Source organism: Rhodococcus sp. NJ-530 (assembly GCF_003860625.1).
Lineage (GTDB): Bacteria > Actinomycetota > Actinomycetes > Mycobacteriales > Mycobacteriaceae > Rhodococcus_F > Rhodococcus_F qingshengii.
Window position 1 is genome coordinate 1,508,412 of sequence record NZ_CP034152.1, and the last position, 15,476, is coordinate 1,523,887.

Consider the following 15,476-nt stretch of genomic DNA (forward strand, 5'->3'; position numbering starts at 1 on the left):
GCAATCTAGACTCTGGCTATGGTTATGGCAAGCCAGGGGGTATGGTGAATTGCATGGACGCTGTACGACTGACCGGAGTGCTCGAAGATCGCGACGCCTGGCGGGCCACGCACTGTTCGATCGGGCGGGCCATGGAAGTGGTCGGCACTCGATCCGCGATGCTCATTCTGCGAGAGGCCTATTACGGCACAACGCGTTTCGACGACTTCGCGTCGCGAGTCGGCATCACCGAGGCGGTTGCGTCGGCGAGGCTGAAAGAACTCACTGAGGCGGGACTGTTCGAGCGTGTGCCGTACAAGGAGCCTGGAAAGCGGACGCGGCACGAGTACGTGCTCACCGAGAAGGGCCGTGACCTGCTGCCGGCGGTTCTCGCGCTGATGCAGTGGGGCGACAAGTATCTGCACGGCGGAAAAGGTGGACCGTTGGAGGTGGCCGACGACGCTACTGGTGAGCGCGTTCGCGTCGAGGTGCGCAGTGAGTCGGGTCGTGAAGTGCCTTTGGGGGAGTTGCGAGTCTCTGTCAACGAATCGCGTCGGCGGTTGCGCGAATAGCGATGCATCTCAACAGCTCTCGAGTGTAGGTCTTCTTGAAGTTGTCCGGTTTGTCTCTGGTTATCGAAAGTATGTTCGATTAAACTTTGAGCATGGACAGTCGGGAAGCGTGGCAGCTGGATGGCGAGGACCTCAAGAGTGAGGTTCTGGGTCTGGTGCGCGCCCGACACGAGTTGCAGTCGCGGATGGTGTTGCTGATCGTGGAGATGTTTTCCCGTGAGGTTCTCGGTGGGAAGGGTTTTCGGGCGATCGCGCAGTGGTTGCATGGTTCGACGAATCTGGAGATCGGTGAGTGCAGTCTGCTGGTCGGGTTGGCGCGGTTGTTGATGCTCGAACCTGTTGTCGCGGATGCGTTTCATCGTGGTGACGTGGATGCGTTGAAGGCGCGGCAGGTGGCGTCGTTTTGTCAGCATCCGCCGAAGAACATGACCCTGGCGGATGTGGACAAGGCCCGAGGGATCTTGTTGTGGTTGGCGTCGAAGAACATTGCTGATTGTGATGCGGTGCGGGCGGCGATTCGGCGGATCGAGAAGCAGTACGGCAAGCGCGAGGACGGCGTCCCGGTCGGCGAGGATTCGGAGCGTAACGAGTTCTACGCGTCGAAAGGCCTGTACGGCAGAGTAACTGTGAAGGGTGATCTGGATGCTGTGAACGGGGCCCGGTTGATGACGTTGTTGTCGAGTCTGTCGGCGCCGACGCCGGAGAAGGACGGCGTCAAAGACACGCGTACGCCGGCATTACGGCGGGCGGACGGGTTTTGCGAATTGTTGCGGCGGTACGAGCGGGCGGGGTTGGGTCCGATCGAAGGCGGGGTGAAACCGCACATCACGGTCACCGCGTCCGCGAAAGACATGACGGATCTGCAGGCTTTGAAAGACCTCCTGCCGTCGACGGAGGAACTCGGGTTTGCGTGGACGGATTGGGTGGGCCCGATCAGCATCGACACCGCACGGATGTTGGCCTGCGACTGCACCGTGACGCGGATTTTGTTGGACGAGAACGGTGTTCCGCTCGACTGCGGCAAAGAAGCGAGAACAGCGACGGTGCCGCAGCGGCGGGCGTTGACGGTTCGCGATGGCGGGTGTGCGTTTCCGGGGTGCGGTACACCATCGGGGTGGTGCGATGCCCATCATATTGTTCACTGGAACGATGGTGGCCCAACGGATCTCGACAATCTGATCTTGTTGTGCGGTCATCATCATCGGACGCTGCACCACACCGAATGGCGGGTCGAGATCGGCCCCGACCGAAAAACAGTGTTCTATCCACCGATGTCGATCGATCCGTATCAACAGCCGATCGGCGGGAACAGCCCACCCACCGCGGCGTGAACCGCGACAACTGAAGACGTGAGCACCGGGGCACCTCTACGCCCCGGTGCTCGAGCTCGCGTTTGGGAGTCCCCGCGTTTGGGAGTTTTGTGGCAGGGCGTCAGCTCAGTGACTTCTTGAACCCGACATGGGAGGCCACAAATCCGAGTCGCTCGTAGAAGTCGTGAGCTTCCTTGCGAGTTTGATCCGAGGTGAGCTGCGCCAGGAACGCGCCGCGCCGGGCACCTTCTTCGCAGGCCCAACGGATCATCGAACTGCCGATGCCTTTACTTCGGTAGTCCTCGTGGACGCGAACTGCTTCGATCTGCAGTCGCGTGGCACCCATCCGGCTCATACCCGGAATGAAGGTCAATTGCATTGTGCCGATTACCGCGTCGCCGACCAGAACGGTGACGAGAAGTTGAGCCGGATCCTCGTCGATTCGCTTGAACGCGTCCTCGTAGATCGTTCGGGCTTCGGGGTTGGTCGTCTCCCGGGTGCTGCCGATCGGGTCGTCGGCGAGCAAGTCGATCAGTGCCTCCACGTGTCGAATCTCGGCCCGCGTGAGGGTGTACTCCACTCCGCCGGACTGAAATGACGTCGCAATCATCGATGCTCCCCTGAAGAAGAATGAATGTCTGAAATGTCAGACTCTCACGAGTCTCCTCCAGCGCACTCGATCACGTCCAAAAACGCATGAGGGCGTTACCGAGCATGGCGTAGTAGTCGGACACACCGCTCAATTCGAAGATCCAGTAGATCGCGTCGAAGAAGACGACATTGATCTGTGGGACGAACAGGAGCGCAACCAGCAGGAGCAGTCCGTACGGCTTGAACTGGTCGAGTTGGTGCCGTGTGTTGGGTGCGAGGTAGGGCTCCAGTGCGTTGTAACCGTCCAGACCGGGGACTGGTAGCAGGTTCAAAACTGTTGCCATGACCTGCAAGAAGGCCAGGAAACTGAGGCCGGCCCAGAACGTCAGATGCTCGGCCGATGAGCCGTACGTACGTATGACGACGAGGAGGATCACGGCGGCGACGGCGTTCGTGAACGGACCGGCGAGCGATATTCGGGCCTGCACCTTGGGCGGGAACATCCCGGTGCGCAGGTACACGGCGCCGCCGGGAAGCCCGATGCCGCCCAATGCGATGAACAGCACCGGCAGACCGATCGAGAGCATCGGATGGCTGTACTTGAGCGGGTTGAGCGTCAGGTAGCCACGAGCCTCGACGTCGGTGTCTCCATGACGCCACGCCAGATAGGCATGCGCGAATTCGTGCAAGCAGAGCGTGACCACCCAGCCGGCAACCACGAGGACAAAAACACCCGCGCGGCCCGCGATGGAACCCCACGTCGAGTTCCAAGCGACGATTCCGGCGATGACAGTGATCGCAACGACGCCGAGGAAGACAGGGCTCGGCCGAACCGCCGACCGTGCTGCTCCGGTTCTCACCTGACCAACAACCAAGTCTTGTCGTGCCGGTAGAAGGTCGAACGCTTCAGATCGCGTGGGTTGGCCACCCCGTCGCGAACCAGTCGCGCTGCCGGCGAGCCCAGTTGAATGGCTCGGCCTTCCAGCCAGCGTCGCCCGCTCCAGCGGCTCTTGCGGTCGACTGATGCCTTGATCCCGGGGAGCTTGGGGCTCGGCACTATCCGGATGCCGGGGACTGTGCCGGAGAACAGCTTGTTGTCGTCGACGTAGGCCTCGCCGATCAGTTCGTCTGCATCCGCCGGACCCGTGACAGTTGCTGCACCTACCAGCGCGATTCCGGCGTCGTCGCGAATGAGCGGCACGGTGTGGACTGTGCCTTTCAAGGCCGTGCGCGCAGCTCGTGCACCGGTCGCGAGTTTGTACGCGTCGGTTGCGTCGGACCTGTTCTCGGTGACGTAGGCGAGTTCGACGTTGAGTCGCTCCAATCGCATCAACCGCGTCAATGCCGCGGCAAACGCGCCGTCGTTGCCCACGACGATCAAACGCGGCTCCGTCACGACCTGCAGTTGGGACAGTGCCTCGTCGAAGTCTTGCTTCTCCGGAAGCTCGGGGACAGTGAACGACGTGAGTTCACCCAGGGGGAGTGGAACCGGCGAATCGCCACATTTGAGCACCACAGGGGTCAAAGCCACTCCTAGCTCGATCAGACTTCTTCTCGGGTAGTGGGACCTCGCCACCCTTCCCCGAAATGGCCGTCCGAATCACTGCCGACGATCTTAGTGCGAGTGTCTGTGTCGACTCGCAATCGTGATGGTCACCGGCCAAATTCTGGACCGTCAGGTCTGGTCTGATGCTCTGGGCTAGACTGCTCCTTCGGTCACTGCAACAGTTCGGCGCTGCATCATGTGCGCGGAAGCCAGGCAGTACCAATGCGGCGGGACAACTGCTGCACGTCGACCGTAGGAGACAACGTCATGCCGGCAATCGTCCTGATCGGCGCCCAGTGGGGCGACGAAGGTAAGGGCAAAGCTACAGATCTACTGGGCGAGCAGCTTCAGTGGGTCGTGCGATACCAGGGCGGTAACAACGCCGGACACACCGTGGTTCTGCCGAACGGTGACAAGTTCGCACTGCACCTCATCCCGTCCGGAATCCTCACCCCCGCCGTCAACAACGTCATCGGTAACGGTGTCGTCGTCGACCCGGGTGTGTTGTTGACCGAATTGGCAGGCCTGGAAGAGCGCGGCGTGGACACGTCCCGCCTGCTGCTTTCTGCTGATGCGCACCTGATCATGCCGTACCACGTGGCCATCGACAAGGTCACCGAACGCTTCCTGGGAGCGAAGAAGATCGGCACGACCGGCCGCGGTATCGGCCCGTGCTACCAGGACAAGATCGCCCGTGTCGGTGTCCGTGCCGCGGACGTCCTTGACGAGAAGATCCTGACCCAGAAGGTCGAAGCAGCACTCGAATTCAAGAACCAGGTGCTGGTCAAGATCTACAACCGCAAGGCACTCGACCCGCAGCAGGTCGTCGAAGAGGTACTGACGCAGGCCGAGGGTTTCAAGCACCGCATCTCGGACACGCGCCTGGAGCTCAACCTCGCCCTCGAGCGCGGCGAGACCGTTCTGCTCGAAGGTTCGCAGGGCACTCTGCTGGACGTCGACCACGGCACGTACCCGTACGTGACCTCGTCCAACCCCACTTCGGGTGGTGCGGCGGTCGGTTCGGGAATCGGTCCCACCAAGATCACCACAGTGCTCGGCATCCTGAAGGCGTACACGACGCGTGTCGGTTCCGGTCCGTTCCCGACGGAGCTGTTCGACGATCACGGCGCATACCTGGCGAAGCAGGGCGGCGAGGTCGGTGTCACCACCGGACGCGCTCGTCGTACGGGATGGTTCGACGCTGTCATCGCGCGCTACGCGACGCGCGTCAACGGCATCACCGACTACTTCCTCACCAAGCTGGACGTGCTGAGCAGCCTCGACACCGTGCCGATCTGTGTCGCGTACGAGGTGGACGGTGTCCGCCACGACGAAATGCCGATGTCACAGAGCGACATTCACCACGCCAAGCCCATCTACGAAGAGATGCCCGGCTGGTGGGAAGACATCTCGGAGGCTCGCACCTTCGAGGAACTGCCGCAGAATGCGCAGAACTACGTGCTTCGTCTCGAAGAGCTTTCGGGTGCGTTCATCTCCTGCATCGGTGTCGGCCCCGGCCGCGACGAGACGATCGTCCGGCGCGAGATCGTCCGCTAGTTCGTTCCCTCGAAATCCCCGCTCATGCAAGCATGAGCGGGGATTTCGTGTTTCAAGCCAGCTTCGACAAGTGTGCGGTGACGGTCTTCCAGTCGGGAAACTTGGTGCTGCCGAACTTGATCCACTCACCCTCGAATCGATCTGCTCCGTTTGCTCCGCGGTCGTCGACGAGGTACTCGCCTCGATTGAGGTGCTTGTGGTGCGAGAGGATCAGTCGTTTGTACGCGACGCTGCCTTCCTCCATTCCGAGGTGCTCTTGGACCCACAGAACCTTGTCGTGCCAGGCTGTGGCGTTCTTCCACGGCGCTGTCGAGAGGATGTAGGTGTCGAACTGTTGTGCCAGTTGGTGGTAGGCGTCGATAGCGCCGTCGAGAGGATCCATGCGAGAGAAGATGTGCGGCGCTTCGTCGAGGTCGTTCTTGTACTTCTCTCGGACGCTGTCGGTCAGGCGATCGATGCCCGACTGGAAGTTGACCAAGGTGTTGTCGAGATCGATATAGAGAATCTTTTTGGAAGCCGGCATGGGAACCCTCTCTGGAGACTTTCTGAGTGCGAAAAGAGTCCAGTTTTACGCAACTGGACTGAGATCAGTGAATTCTTCCCCCTGATCACAATCGCACGGGGGTCTGACAGCGTCGTTCTCGCGGTCTGAAGTCTTGTCGTGGAAGATGCCGCCGAGGGGTGCTGCCAGGCGAAACTGCTCCAACCGAATGTATGTACCTTCACCTTCGGCGGGCGCGAAGAAGTAGACGAGTGCCACGAAGAGTCCGATGCCGATCAGGGTTGCGAAGGTAGTCATGGACATATGATCAACTCGACTGGTATTGAGTTACATAGCCAAGTTGTCGATACTGGACTGCATGATGACTCGAGTTCTCGGTGCCCGTTCGCTTGCGCGCGATCTGGGATCCTGGCAGGAAGAGTCCGGACGCAGGCCCGCGTACCGTGCGCTCGCCGACGGTATCCGCCTGCTTGTGCACGACGGTCGCGTTCCGCTGGGGGTCGCACTGCCGAGTGAGCGTGAACTTGCGGCGGTACTCGAACTCAGTCGGACCACGATCACGTCGTCGTACTCGGTGCTGCGCGACGAGGGGTACCTGATCAGCAGGCAGGGTTCGCGAAGCACCGTGGCATTGCCTGCCGGCGCGCGGCCGAACGGGTTGATGTTCCGCTCCCATCAACCCGGGCCGAGTGGACCCGTCGTCGACCTCAGTTACGCGGCGATGGCAGCTCCCGCCGCTCAGGTCGAACTGGCGTATGCGTCTGCGCTGCAGGAACTTCCGAACTTCCTGCCCACGCACGGGATGGAACCGGTCGGGATCGCCGACTTGCGTGACGTGATCGCGCAGCGCTACACGGCGCGGGGTCTTCCCACCACCGCCGAACAGATCATGGTGACCTCGGGTGCGCAGCACGCGCTTCGATTGTTGCTGTCGGTGCTCACCTCACCCGGCGAGCGAGTGCTGGTCGATCATCCGACGTACCCCAATGCGCTGGAAGCGATTCGGCGAAACGGCGCTCGGCCCGTACCGGTTCCGGTCCGACCGGAGTTCGCAGCAGCCGGAGCCTGGGATCTCGACGGGATTCGAAGTGCAGCAAGGCAAACCGCTGCCAGAATGGCATACCTGATCCCCGACTTTCACAACCCGACCGGCCTCTGCATGGACTCTTCCGGCCGCGCCGAGCTTGCGAAGATTGCGCACGAAACGCGAATGACTCTGGTCGTCGACGAGACGATGGTGGATCTGTGGCTCGACGCACCACCGCCGGCGCCGGTCGCCTCACATGGGCGAGGCGCAGCGAAAACCGAAGTGGTGACGCTCGGTTCGACGGCGAAGTCGCTGTGGGGCGGGCTACGTGTCGGTTGGATTCGCGCCGATGCCGCGCTCATCACCCAGTTGGTGGGGGCGCGTGCCGCGGTCGACCTCGGTACTCCCGTCATGGATCAGTTGGCAGCCGCCTACTTGCTCGCCGACGACCGCTCGTTGCTCGAACAGCGTCGCGAAGTTCTGCGAGAACAGCGTGCGGTACTCCTCGGTGCGGTGGCCGAGCATCTGCCGGACTGGCGTCCCACCATCGGTTCCGGCGGAATGTCGGTCTGGATGCGAATGTCCGCGCCCGTCTCGACGGCGTTGGCGGCGGTGGCACCCAACTTCGGCGTACTCCTTGCCGCCGGCCCCCGTTTCGGCGTAGAAGGTGCGTTCGAACGATTCATCCGCGTGCCGTACGCACGTTCTCCCGAGGACCTCATTCGCGGCGTTGCGTCCATCGCCGCTGCGTACGACACTCTCGCGACGGATCGCGACACGGCAGACCAACGAATGGTCGTCGTCTGAGAACTGGGTACACACCCTGAAAGTGGTGTGAAACCAGGAGGTAGGGCATGACGGCGGTAGACGGTACAGGCGCAGCGGGAACCAGTGCGGCGGAAGCGCTCGCAGAACGATTGTTCGCGGCCACGCTCGGGGCATCGGAGCTGCAGGCCGTGTATCTGGGCGACCGGTTGGGCTGGTACCGCGCGCTGAGCGATCATGGCCCGCTCACGTCGACGGAGTTGGCGGACCGGACAGGGACCGTCGAAAGATATGCGCGGGAGTGGCTCGAGCAGCAGGCCGTCGCCGGTTATGTGGACGTCAATTCGGATGCCGATCGCCGGTATAGCCTGCCGCAGGCCCACGCCGATGTTCTGGTCGACGACGAGAACCTACTTTTCCTGGCGCCGCTGGCGAGGCTGTTCGTCGCGACGACGTCGTCGATGCCACGTCTACTCGACGCTTATCGTCACGGCGGGGGAGTCACGTGGGAATCGATGGGCCCCGATGCTCGCGAGGGTCAGGCGCTGCTGAACCGGCCGATGTATCTCCAGCAGCTCTGTCAGCAGTTTCTGCCGGTGGTCACCGACCTGCACGCCACACTTACGGACGGCGGGCAGGTCGCTGATCTCGGGATGGGGGAGGGCTGGTCGTCGATCGCGCTCGCCCTCGGATACCCGAAGATAGAAGTGCACGGCTTCGACGTCGACGCGGCGTCGGTGAACGCTGCCCGTCGTAACGCTCATGATCGGGGGGTGGACGACCGCGTGCATTTCTCGTTGGTCGACGTCGCCGGACAGGCTCCTGAGGCCGGGCGAGCCGATGCCGGGACCTACGACGCCGTCTTCGCTTTCGAGTGCCTTCACGACGTTCCGGATCCGGTGGGTTTTCTGTCCACGGCTCGGGCGATTGCCCAGCCGGGCGCTCCGGTGATCGTGATGGACGAACGAACGGCGGATGAGTTCGATCCCGAGGCGGGTCCGATCGAGCAATTGCTGTACGGATTTTCGCTGACCTGCTGCTTACCGGACAGTCTTTCGCATCCGGGAAGCATTGCCACCGGGACGGTGATGAGGCACTCGACACTCGAAAGCTATGCCAAGGCGGCAGGTTTCGAGCGGGTGGACGTGCTGCCGATCGAGCACGAGATGTTCAGGTTCTACAGGTTGGGCTGACGCCCCGTGCGCCTTTTTGGTTGCAGTAACTACCAAAAAGGCGCACAGGGGCCGAAGGCCCTAGGTCCAGACCGTATCGATATCCGTCGCCTCACGCGCCGGCGCAGCAGGCGTCGTGGTGGGCGTGCGCGAGAAGCGCGGTGCGGGAGCATGCTGGGTGACGCCGTCCAGTTCGATGAGCGAACCGCGAGCCGCGATGTGTTCGTTGGACGGAGCCTCGGCGAAAGTCAGGACAGGGGAGACGCAGGCGTCGGTGCCGAGGAAGATCTTGGCCCACTCGTCGCGAGTCTTGGACAGGAACTTTTCGGTGAAGAGCTTCTTCATGTCGTCCCACTTGGACGTGTCCATCTGGTGAGGGAGCGTCGCGGGATCGAGTTCGAGGCCCTCGAGCAGCAATGCGTAGAACTGGGGTTCGATGGATCCGACGGCCATGTACTTGCCGTCGGAGGTCTCGTAGGTGTCGTAGAACGGAGCGCCGGTGTCGAGGAGATTGACGCCGCGCTCGTCGGACCAGACGCCGCGACCGCGGAATGCCCACATCATGTGGGAGAGCGCGAGGGTTCCGTCGACCATTGCCGCGTCGACGACCTGGCCCTTACCGGACGTCGAGCGCTCGACGAGAGCCGACAGAATGCCGAAGATCAGGAACATGGAACCGCCGCCGAAATCGCCGACCATGTTGAGCGGCGGGACGGGACGTTCACCCTTGCGTCCGATGGCGTTGAGGACACCGGTCAGTGAGATGTAGTTGATGTCGTGACCGGCGGCGTTGGCGAGCGGTCCTTCCTGTCCCCAGCCCGTCATACGGGCGTAGACGAGGCGCGGATTGCGCTCCGAGACCACGTCGGGTCCGAGTCCCATGCGTTCCATGACGCCGGGACGGAAACCCTCGATGAGGACGTCGGCGCGGCCCAGGAGATCGAGCACTTTCGCGACGTCGGCCGGGTCCTTCAGGTTGGCCTCGACGATGCGGCGGCCGCGCTTGATCTGGTCGGTTGCGTTCGAGTCCTGCGGAATCTGCCCTGCCCGCTGCACGATGACGATGTCGGCGCCCATGTCCGCCAACAGTGTCGCGGCGTGCGGGCCCGGTCCCAATCCAGCGAATTCCACGATCCGAATGCCCGCGAGCGGGCCCTTCTTCTCCACAGCTTCTGCAGACACACGCACTCCCAATTCAGACGGTGACAACACTTCTGACCCGACGGTAACGTGTCGAATCGATCAGGTGTGCTCCGGGGCACTGTGTCCGCCGAGGGAGGCGCCGATCACTAGACGGCGGCACCCTCGAACTGAGCGTTGTAGAGACGGAAGTACGCGCCCGCCGCTGCGATGAGTTCGTCGTGTGTGCCCTGCTCGACGATCTTGCCCGCCTCCATCACGACGATCAGATCGGCGTTACGGATGGTGGAGAGCCGGTGCGCGATGATGAAGCTGGTCCGCCCGACGCGCAACGCGGACATTGCTTGCTGCACAAGCTGTTCCGTACGTGTGTCGACCGAGCTCGTCGCCTCGTCGAGAATCAGCAGCGACGGCTCCGACAGGAATGCACGAGCGATCGTGATGAGCTGCTTCTCGCCGGAGCTGATGTTCGACGCCTCCTCGTCCAGCACGGTGTCGTACCCGTCCGGGAGGGTGTGGATGAAGCGGTCGACGAAGGCAGCGCGTGCGGCTTCGTGAATCTCGTATTCGCTGGCGTCGAGTCGGCCGTATGCGATGTTGTCGCGGATCGTGCCGCCGAAGAGCCAGGTGTCCTGCAGAACCATGCCGACGTGCTTGCGCAAGTCGGAGCGGCGCATCTGCGAGATGTCGACGTCGTCGAGAGTGATTCGGCCGGAGTCGACTTCGTAGAAGCGCATGAGCAGGTTGACCAAGGTGGTCTTGCCGGCACCGGTGGGCCCGACGATGGCGACCATCTGCCCGGGCCGGGCCGTGAGGTACACGTTCTCGATCAACGGCTTGTCCGGCTCGTACCGGAACGAGACGTTCTCGAACTCGATGTGACCGACGTTGCGATGACGTCCGGCGGGCTCGGGGAGAAGCGGCACGTCGATGTCGGGCGACTGCTCGGGTTCGTCGAGAAGCTCGAAGACCCGCTCCGCCGACGCGGCTCCGGACTGCAGGCTCGTCGACATGGACGCGATCTGCGTCAGTGGCTGGCTGAACTGGCGCGAATAGACGATGAAGGCCTGAACGTCACCGAGTGACATGTTGCCGCTGGCGACCTTGAGAGCGCCGACCACAGCGAGCAGCACGTAGGTGATGTTTCCGACGAAGTTCATGACCGGCATGATCAGGCTGGAGAGGAACTGTGCGCCGAAGGACGCGTCGAGGAGCTTCTTGTTCTGCTCGGCGAATTCACGCTCGGCTTCGGCCTGATGCCCGTACACGCGTACCAGGTCGCGACCGCTGTAGTTCTCCTCGATCTGCGCGTTGATCTTGCCCGTCTCGGTCCACTGAGCCTTGTACAACACCTGTGCTCGCTTGGCGACCCTGGCAACGAGGAGCACCGATACCGGCACCGCGATCAGTGCGATCAGGGCGAGCATCGGAGAGATGACGAACATCATCGTCAGGACGCCGAGGACGGTGAGCACCGACGTCAGGAGCGAGGTCAACGTCGACGACAGCGTCGACGAGATGTTGTCGATGTCGTTGGTGACGCGGCTGAGGATCTCGCCGCGCGGTGTCTTGTCGAAATACGGAAGGGGGAGACGGTGAAGCTTCGCCTCCACCGAGGCACGCAGGTTGTAGATGGTCTTCTGGACGATGATGTTGAGGAGGAATGCTTCCAACCAGGCAAGCAGCGACGAGAGCAAGTACACGCCGATCGCGAGCATGACGACCTTGCCGATGGCGTCGAAGTTCAGACCCACACCGGGAACGACGTCGGTCGAGTTGGCGACAAGATCGGCGAACGTCGAATTCCCTGATGCCCGGATGGCGTCTGCGGCCTGCTCGCGGGTGAGTCCGGCGGGCAGGCTCTTGCCGATGAACCCGGCGAAGATGAGGTCTGTCGCGTGACCGAGGATTTTCGGCACTGCGACCGACAGCGCGATGCTGGCGATCGTCGCAACGACGACACAGAAGACCGCAAACTTGTGCGGCTGCAGAAGCGAGAGAAGCCGCTTCATCGTCGCCTTGAAGTGGCGAGGTTTGGTGTCCGTCGCGGTCAGCGCGGGCTTCGGCTCTTTGTCGGGGGTCTCGGGGTTACTCGACTTCGCATCCCCGTCCGCGGATTCAGGTTCGCTCGGGATCTTGGCGAACACCACCGTCGGGGCATCGTCGAAGTACTGGCTGTTGGGGCCGCCCCATGTCGGGTCCTGCGGGCTGGTCATGCGCTCATCTCCGCGGGAATCTGGGAAGCCACGATCTCTTGGTACGTCGGACAGTTGGCCAGAAGGAACTGATGGTCGCCGAGGCCGACCGGCGCACCGTCTTCGAGGACCATGATCTGGTCGGCATCGATGATGGATGCGACGCGCTGAGCCACGATGATGACCGTCGAATGAGTCGAAACCGTCCGGAGTTCGCGTCGGACCGCGGCGTCCGTATGCATGTCGAGAGCGGAGAACGAATCGTCGAAGACGAAGATCCGGGGTCTGCGGACCACCGCTCTGGCGATGGCGAGACGTTGTTTTTGTCCGCCCGAGAGATTGCCGCCGCCCTGGGCGATCGGTGACTCGAGACCGTCGGACAGCTCCCGGACGAAGTCGTCTGCCTGGGCGATGGTGAGGGCTGCCCAGATGTCGTCGTCGGTGGCGGTCGGGTTTCCGTAGCGGATATTGCTCGCGATCGTGCCGGCGAACAGATAGGCCTTCTGGGGCACGTATCCGAAGTTGGCGAAGAGTTCGTCCTGATCCCAGCCACGGACGTCCAAGCCGTCGACCAAGACGGCGCCGGCCGTGACGTCGAACAGTCGGGGGATGAGTGAGACGAGGGTCGATTTGCCACTACCGGTACTGCCGACGATCGCGGTGACCGTTCCTGGCATGCATCGCATCGAGACATTCGACAGGACCGGCGTTTCAGCTCCCGGATACGTGAATCCGGCTCCACCGAACTCGACAACGCCGTATGGGCTGGTCGGGCGAAGGGGCTGGGCCGGCGCGGGCACGGTCGGCTCGGTGTCGAGTACTTCGGTGATGCGGTCGGCACACACGGCCGCGCGGGGGATCACGACGGCCAACATGGTCGCCATGACCACGGACATCAGGATCTGCATGACGTAGGCGAGGAAGGCGCTGATCTGGCCGATCTGCATGTCTCCGGTATCGACCAGATGCGCGCCGAACCACAGCACCGCGACGCTCGACAGGTTGGCGATCAACATGACGGTGGGCAGCAGAACCGCCTGGTACCGGCCGATGAGGAGCGAAGTGTCGGTCAGTTCCTTGTTGGCCTTGTCGAAGCGGATCGTTTCGTCGGGTTCGCGAACGAAGGCGCGAATGACACGCATACCGGTGAGCTGTTCGCGCAGTGATCGATTGATGTTGTCGATCCGCGTCTGCATCGTCCGGAAATGCGGGATCAGCTTGGCCACCACGACCGAGACGGTGATGCCGAGCAGTGGTACCGAAATCGTCAGGAGCCAGGACATCTGCAGGTTCTCGCGCAGAGCCATGATGATGCCGCCGATGCACATAAGTGGGGCGCTGACGAGCATCGAGGACGTCAGCATGACCAGGGCCTGGATCTGCAGGACGTCGTTGGTGTTGCGTGTGATCAGCGTCGGCGCACCGAAACTGTTGAATTCGCGATCCGAGAAACTGCCGACTGCCTTGTAAAAGGCGCCTCGAACGTCGTGGCCGAAGCCCATCGACGATTTTGCAGCCAGATAGGTCGATGCGACCGACGCGATGATCGACGCAAGCGAGACCAGGAGCATGATCCCGCCGGTGGACATGATGAATCCGGTGTCGCCTCGGGCGACGCCGTCGTCGATGATCCGCGCGTTGAGTGTGGGGAGGACCAACGACGCGATGGCCCCGAAGAGTTGCAGTGCGAGGACCCCGGCAAGCAACCAGCGGTACGGCGGCAGGTACGTCTTGAGGAGTTTTGCTAGCACGACGGTTCCCGGTGAGTTGCCTCGGTTGCCGCTCGTTCGCGATTGATCACACGCACACGGTATGACAGATCGCGGTCGAGGTTGGCACCGACTCTGACGATTGCATCCTTTTGTCCTAATTGACTGTGATCTCGAACACACTCGAATTCGACATTGGATTCAGGTCACAGCACCTGAATTGCAGGTTTACATATTCATCCAATGTGTCACGTTTTCGATTGGACAGAAACAAACTGGACGTACGTATTTAGCTTGGCTACAAAGACGTGCAGCGAACAAAACGTGCGCCGCGTCATAGATATTCATGCAAGGAGTCACATATGGGATCCCTCGGAAACCTCCTCAAGGCCAACGGTATGGGCTGGGGCATTCTCCAGCTTCTGCCCCTGGTCAACATGCTCAAAACCCTTCAGGGGCTGGACACCGCGAGCTCGAACTCCTGACGTTCGACCTCGAGAAGTCTTCCGAAACAACACAGGAGTAGTCGCATGACCTCGATTCAGAATCTCGACGCCTTCCTCAAGAGCGTTCTTGCATTCGTGACCAAGTTGAACGCGGGATCGGCAGACGGCTCGGGTTCGGCCGGTTCGGCCGCCGAGTAGTTCTCGGTCCTCACTTCATCTCAACTGCATTCCGACAAAAGGAGGCCCGACATGGGTTCATTCGAAGACTTCAGCGGCGTCGTCAAGACGTTCATTCCGGTGCTCAAGGACCTGTTCACGGCACTCGGTGGTGGCTCTCTCACCCCTGGGACGGGATCGGCGGCCGATAAGTAAGTCCAGTTTGTCCGAAAGTGTGGCTCGCAGTTGTCTGTGGGTCACACTTTTCGGCTTTTCACTGTGAGCTAAATCACATTATGGGACATTCTAGAGGGTGAATTTGCGCTTTGAGCTGCAATTATCCGTAAAGGTGTGACCGAAAGTCCGCATTGATAGCTATTAGGTAGCTAGACAAGTGTGGAAAGCCGGTCTATAAATGCAGGCAGCGCCAAGTAAGTGCGCTACATCACAGCTCGGGATGTTGTTCGGGGGGCGGTTCAGCCATCCGTGCGGCAGAAGTTCCCGAACCATCTCGGCCACCGCCTGCGGCCGGAATGGCGCTGGAACATCACATCACCTCACATACAGGAGAACCTCCTATGTTCGGATCACTCAGCACCCTCGGACCCCTGCTCACCGCGCTCGGAGCTTTCCTCAAGTCCGTTCCCACCGAATCGCTGTCCGGCAAGGGCGAGGGCTCGTCCACCGGTTCACTCTCGGGTCTGTCCAGCGGATCCGCCGAGTAGTCATCCCTTCCGGCAGGTCCATTCGGCTCTGCCGATCGGATTGCATGCAGGTGCCCTCTGTCCACTGTCGTGGCCGGAGGGCAC

Annotated in this window: 16 protein-coding genes; 8 read left to right on the plus strand and 8 right to left on the minus strand. The window is 61.8% G+C overall.

All coding sequences use genetic code 11. The annotated features are described in order from the left end of the window. Window positions 1-53 precede the first annotated feature (53 nt). Both EHW12_RS07000 and EHW12_RS07005 read left to right on the plus strand, forming a co-directional pair. Window positions 54-551 carry a helix-turn-helix domain-containing protein gene (locus tag EHW12_RS07000; protein ID WP_003944415.1) on the plus strand — a complete coding sequence of 166 codons (498 nt, stop codon included), beginning with the start codon at window positions 54-56 and terminating at the stop codon, window positions 549-551. Between the two features lie 92 nt (window positions 552-643). Then, entirely contained in the window at window positions 644-1,882 is a 1,239-nt protein-coding gene (locus EHW12_RS07005) for an HNH endonuclease signature motif containing protein (protein WP_125050444.1), read from the plus strand. A gap of 100 nt (window positions 1,883-1,982) precedes the next feature. Here the strand turns inward: EHW12_RS07005 and EHW12_RS07010 are convergent, their stop codons facing one another. From EHW12_RS07010 to EHW12_RS07020, 3 genes are all read right to left on the minus strand, one after another. After that, the gene (locus EHW12_RS07010) at window positions 1,983-2,471 is read right to left on the minus strand and encodes a GNAT family N-acetyltransferase (protein ID WP_007726792.1); all 489 of its coding nucleotides are present in this window, start codon (window positions 2,469-2,471) and stop codon (window positions 1,983-1,985) included. Between the two features lie 70 nt (window positions 2,472-2,541). Then, the gene (locus tag EHW12_RS07015) at window positions 2,542-3,312 is read right to left on the minus strand and encodes a site-2 protease family protein (protein ID WP_003944319.1); all 771 of its coding nucleotides are present in this window, start codon (window positions 3,310-3,312) and stop codon (window positions 2,542-2,544) included. Further along, window positions 3,309-3,983 (minus strand): hypothetical protein, encoded by a 675-nt coding sequence (locus tag EHW12_RS07020; protein WP_080961056.1) that lies wholly within the window; start codon window positions 3,981-3,983, stop codon window positions 3,309-3,311. Before EHW12_RS07020 ends, EHW12_RS07015 begins: the two co-directional genes overlap by 4 nt. A 282-nt stretch (window positions 3,984-4,265) precedes the next feature. Between EHW12_RS07020 and EHW12_RS07025 the strand changes: the two genes are divergently transcribed. After that, window positions 4,266-5,555 (plus strand): adenylosuccinate synthase, encoded by a 1,290-nt coding sequence (locus EHW12_RS07025; RefSeq protein ID WP_003944351.1) that lies wholly within the window; start codon window positions 4,266-4,268, stop codon window positions 5,553-5,555. A 52-nt stretch (window positions 5,556-5,607) separates the two neighbouring features. On the opposite strand, the gene EHW12_RS07030 is transcribed toward EHW12_RS07025, so the two are convergent. Together EHW12_RS07030 and EHW12_RS07035 are read right to left on the minus strand one after the other, a co-directional pair. Beyond that, on the minus strand, window positions 5,608-6,078 hold the full coding sequence (locus EHW12_RS07030; RefSeq protein WP_125050445.1) for a hypothetical protein: 471 nt from the start codon (window positions 6,076-6,078) through the stop codon (window positions 5,608-5,610). 45 nt (window positions 6,079-6,123) lie between these two features. Then, entirely contained in the window at window positions 6,124-6,354 is a 231-nt protein-coding gene (locus EHW12_RS07035; protein ID WP_003944349.1) for a hypothetical protein, read from the minus strand. Between the two features lie 61 nt (window positions 6,355-6,415). On the opposite strand from EHW12_RS07035, the gene EHW12_RS07040 reads away from it, so the two are divergent. Then, complete coding sequence (locus EHW12_RS07040; RefSeq protein ID WP_019749471.1) at window positions 6,416-7,891, plus strand: PLP-dependent aminotransferase family protein; 1,476 nt, start codon at window positions 6,416-6,418, stop codon at window positions 7,889-7,891. Window positions 7,892-7,938: 47 nt separating this feature from the next. Further along, complete coding sequence (locus EHW12_RS07045) at window positions 7,939-9,042, plus strand: class I SAM-dependent methyltransferase (protein ID WP_054781779.1); 1,104 nt, start codon at window positions 7,939-7,941, stop codon at window positions 9,040-9,042. Between the two features lie 60 nt (window positions 9,043-9,102). Here the strand turns inward: EHW12_RS07045 and EHW12_RS07050 are convergent, their stop codons facing one another. The 3 genes from EHW12_RS07050 to EHW12_RS07060 all read right to left on the minus strand — a co-directional run bounded on the left by EHW12_RS07050 (window position 9,103) and on the right by EHW12_RS07060 (window position 14,107). Then, complete coding sequence (locus EHW12_RS07050) at window positions 9,103-10,203, minus strand: CaiB/BaiF CoA-transferase family protein (RefSeq protein WP_042924245.1); 1,101 nt, start codon at window positions 10,201-10,203, stop codon at window positions 9,103-9,105. Window positions 10,204-10,310: 107 nt separating this feature from the next. Beyond that, on the minus strand, window positions 10,311-12,377 hold the full coding sequence (locus EHW12_RS07055; RefSeq protein ID WP_003944426.1) for an ABC transporter ATP-binding protein: 2,067 nt from the start codon (window positions 12,375-12,377) through the stop codon (window positions 10,311-10,313). Continuing rightward, the gene (locus EHW12_RS07060; protein WP_021333951.1) at window positions 12,374-14,107 is read right to left on the minus strand and encodes an ABC transporter ATP-binding protein; all 1,734 of its coding nucleotides are present in this window, start codon (window positions 14,105-14,107) and stop codon (window positions 12,374-12,376) included. Before EHW12_RS07060 ends, EHW12_RS07055 begins: the two co-directional genes overlap by 4 nt. Before the next feature lie 320 nt (window positions 14,108-14,427). Here EHW12_RS07060 and EHW12_RS35815 point away from each other — a divergent pair, with 320 nt between their 5' ends. From EHW12_RS35815 to EHW12_RS07065, 3 genes are all read left to right on the plus strand, one after another. Beyond that, complete coding sequence (locus EHW12_RS35815; protein ID WP_003944443.1) at window positions 14,428-14,550, plus strand: hypothetical protein; 123 nt, start codon at window positions 14,428-14,430, stop codon at window positions 14,548-14,550. Between the two features lie 210 nt (window positions 14,551-14,760). After that, on the plus strand, window positions 14,761-14,883 hold the full coding sequence (locus tag EHW12_RS35820; protein WP_019749478.1) for a hypothetical protein: 123 nt from the start codon (window positions 14,761-14,763) through the stop codon (window positions 14,881-14,883). Between the two features lie 362 nt (window positions 14,884-15,245). Then, the gene (locus EHW12_RS07065; RefSeq protein ID WP_007726811.1) at window positions 15,246-15,392 is read left to right on the plus strand and encodes a hypothetical protein; all 147 of its coding nucleotides are present in this window, start codon (window positions 15,246-15,248) and stop codon (window positions 15,390-15,392) included. Window positions 15,393-15,476: the final 84 nt, after the last annotated feature.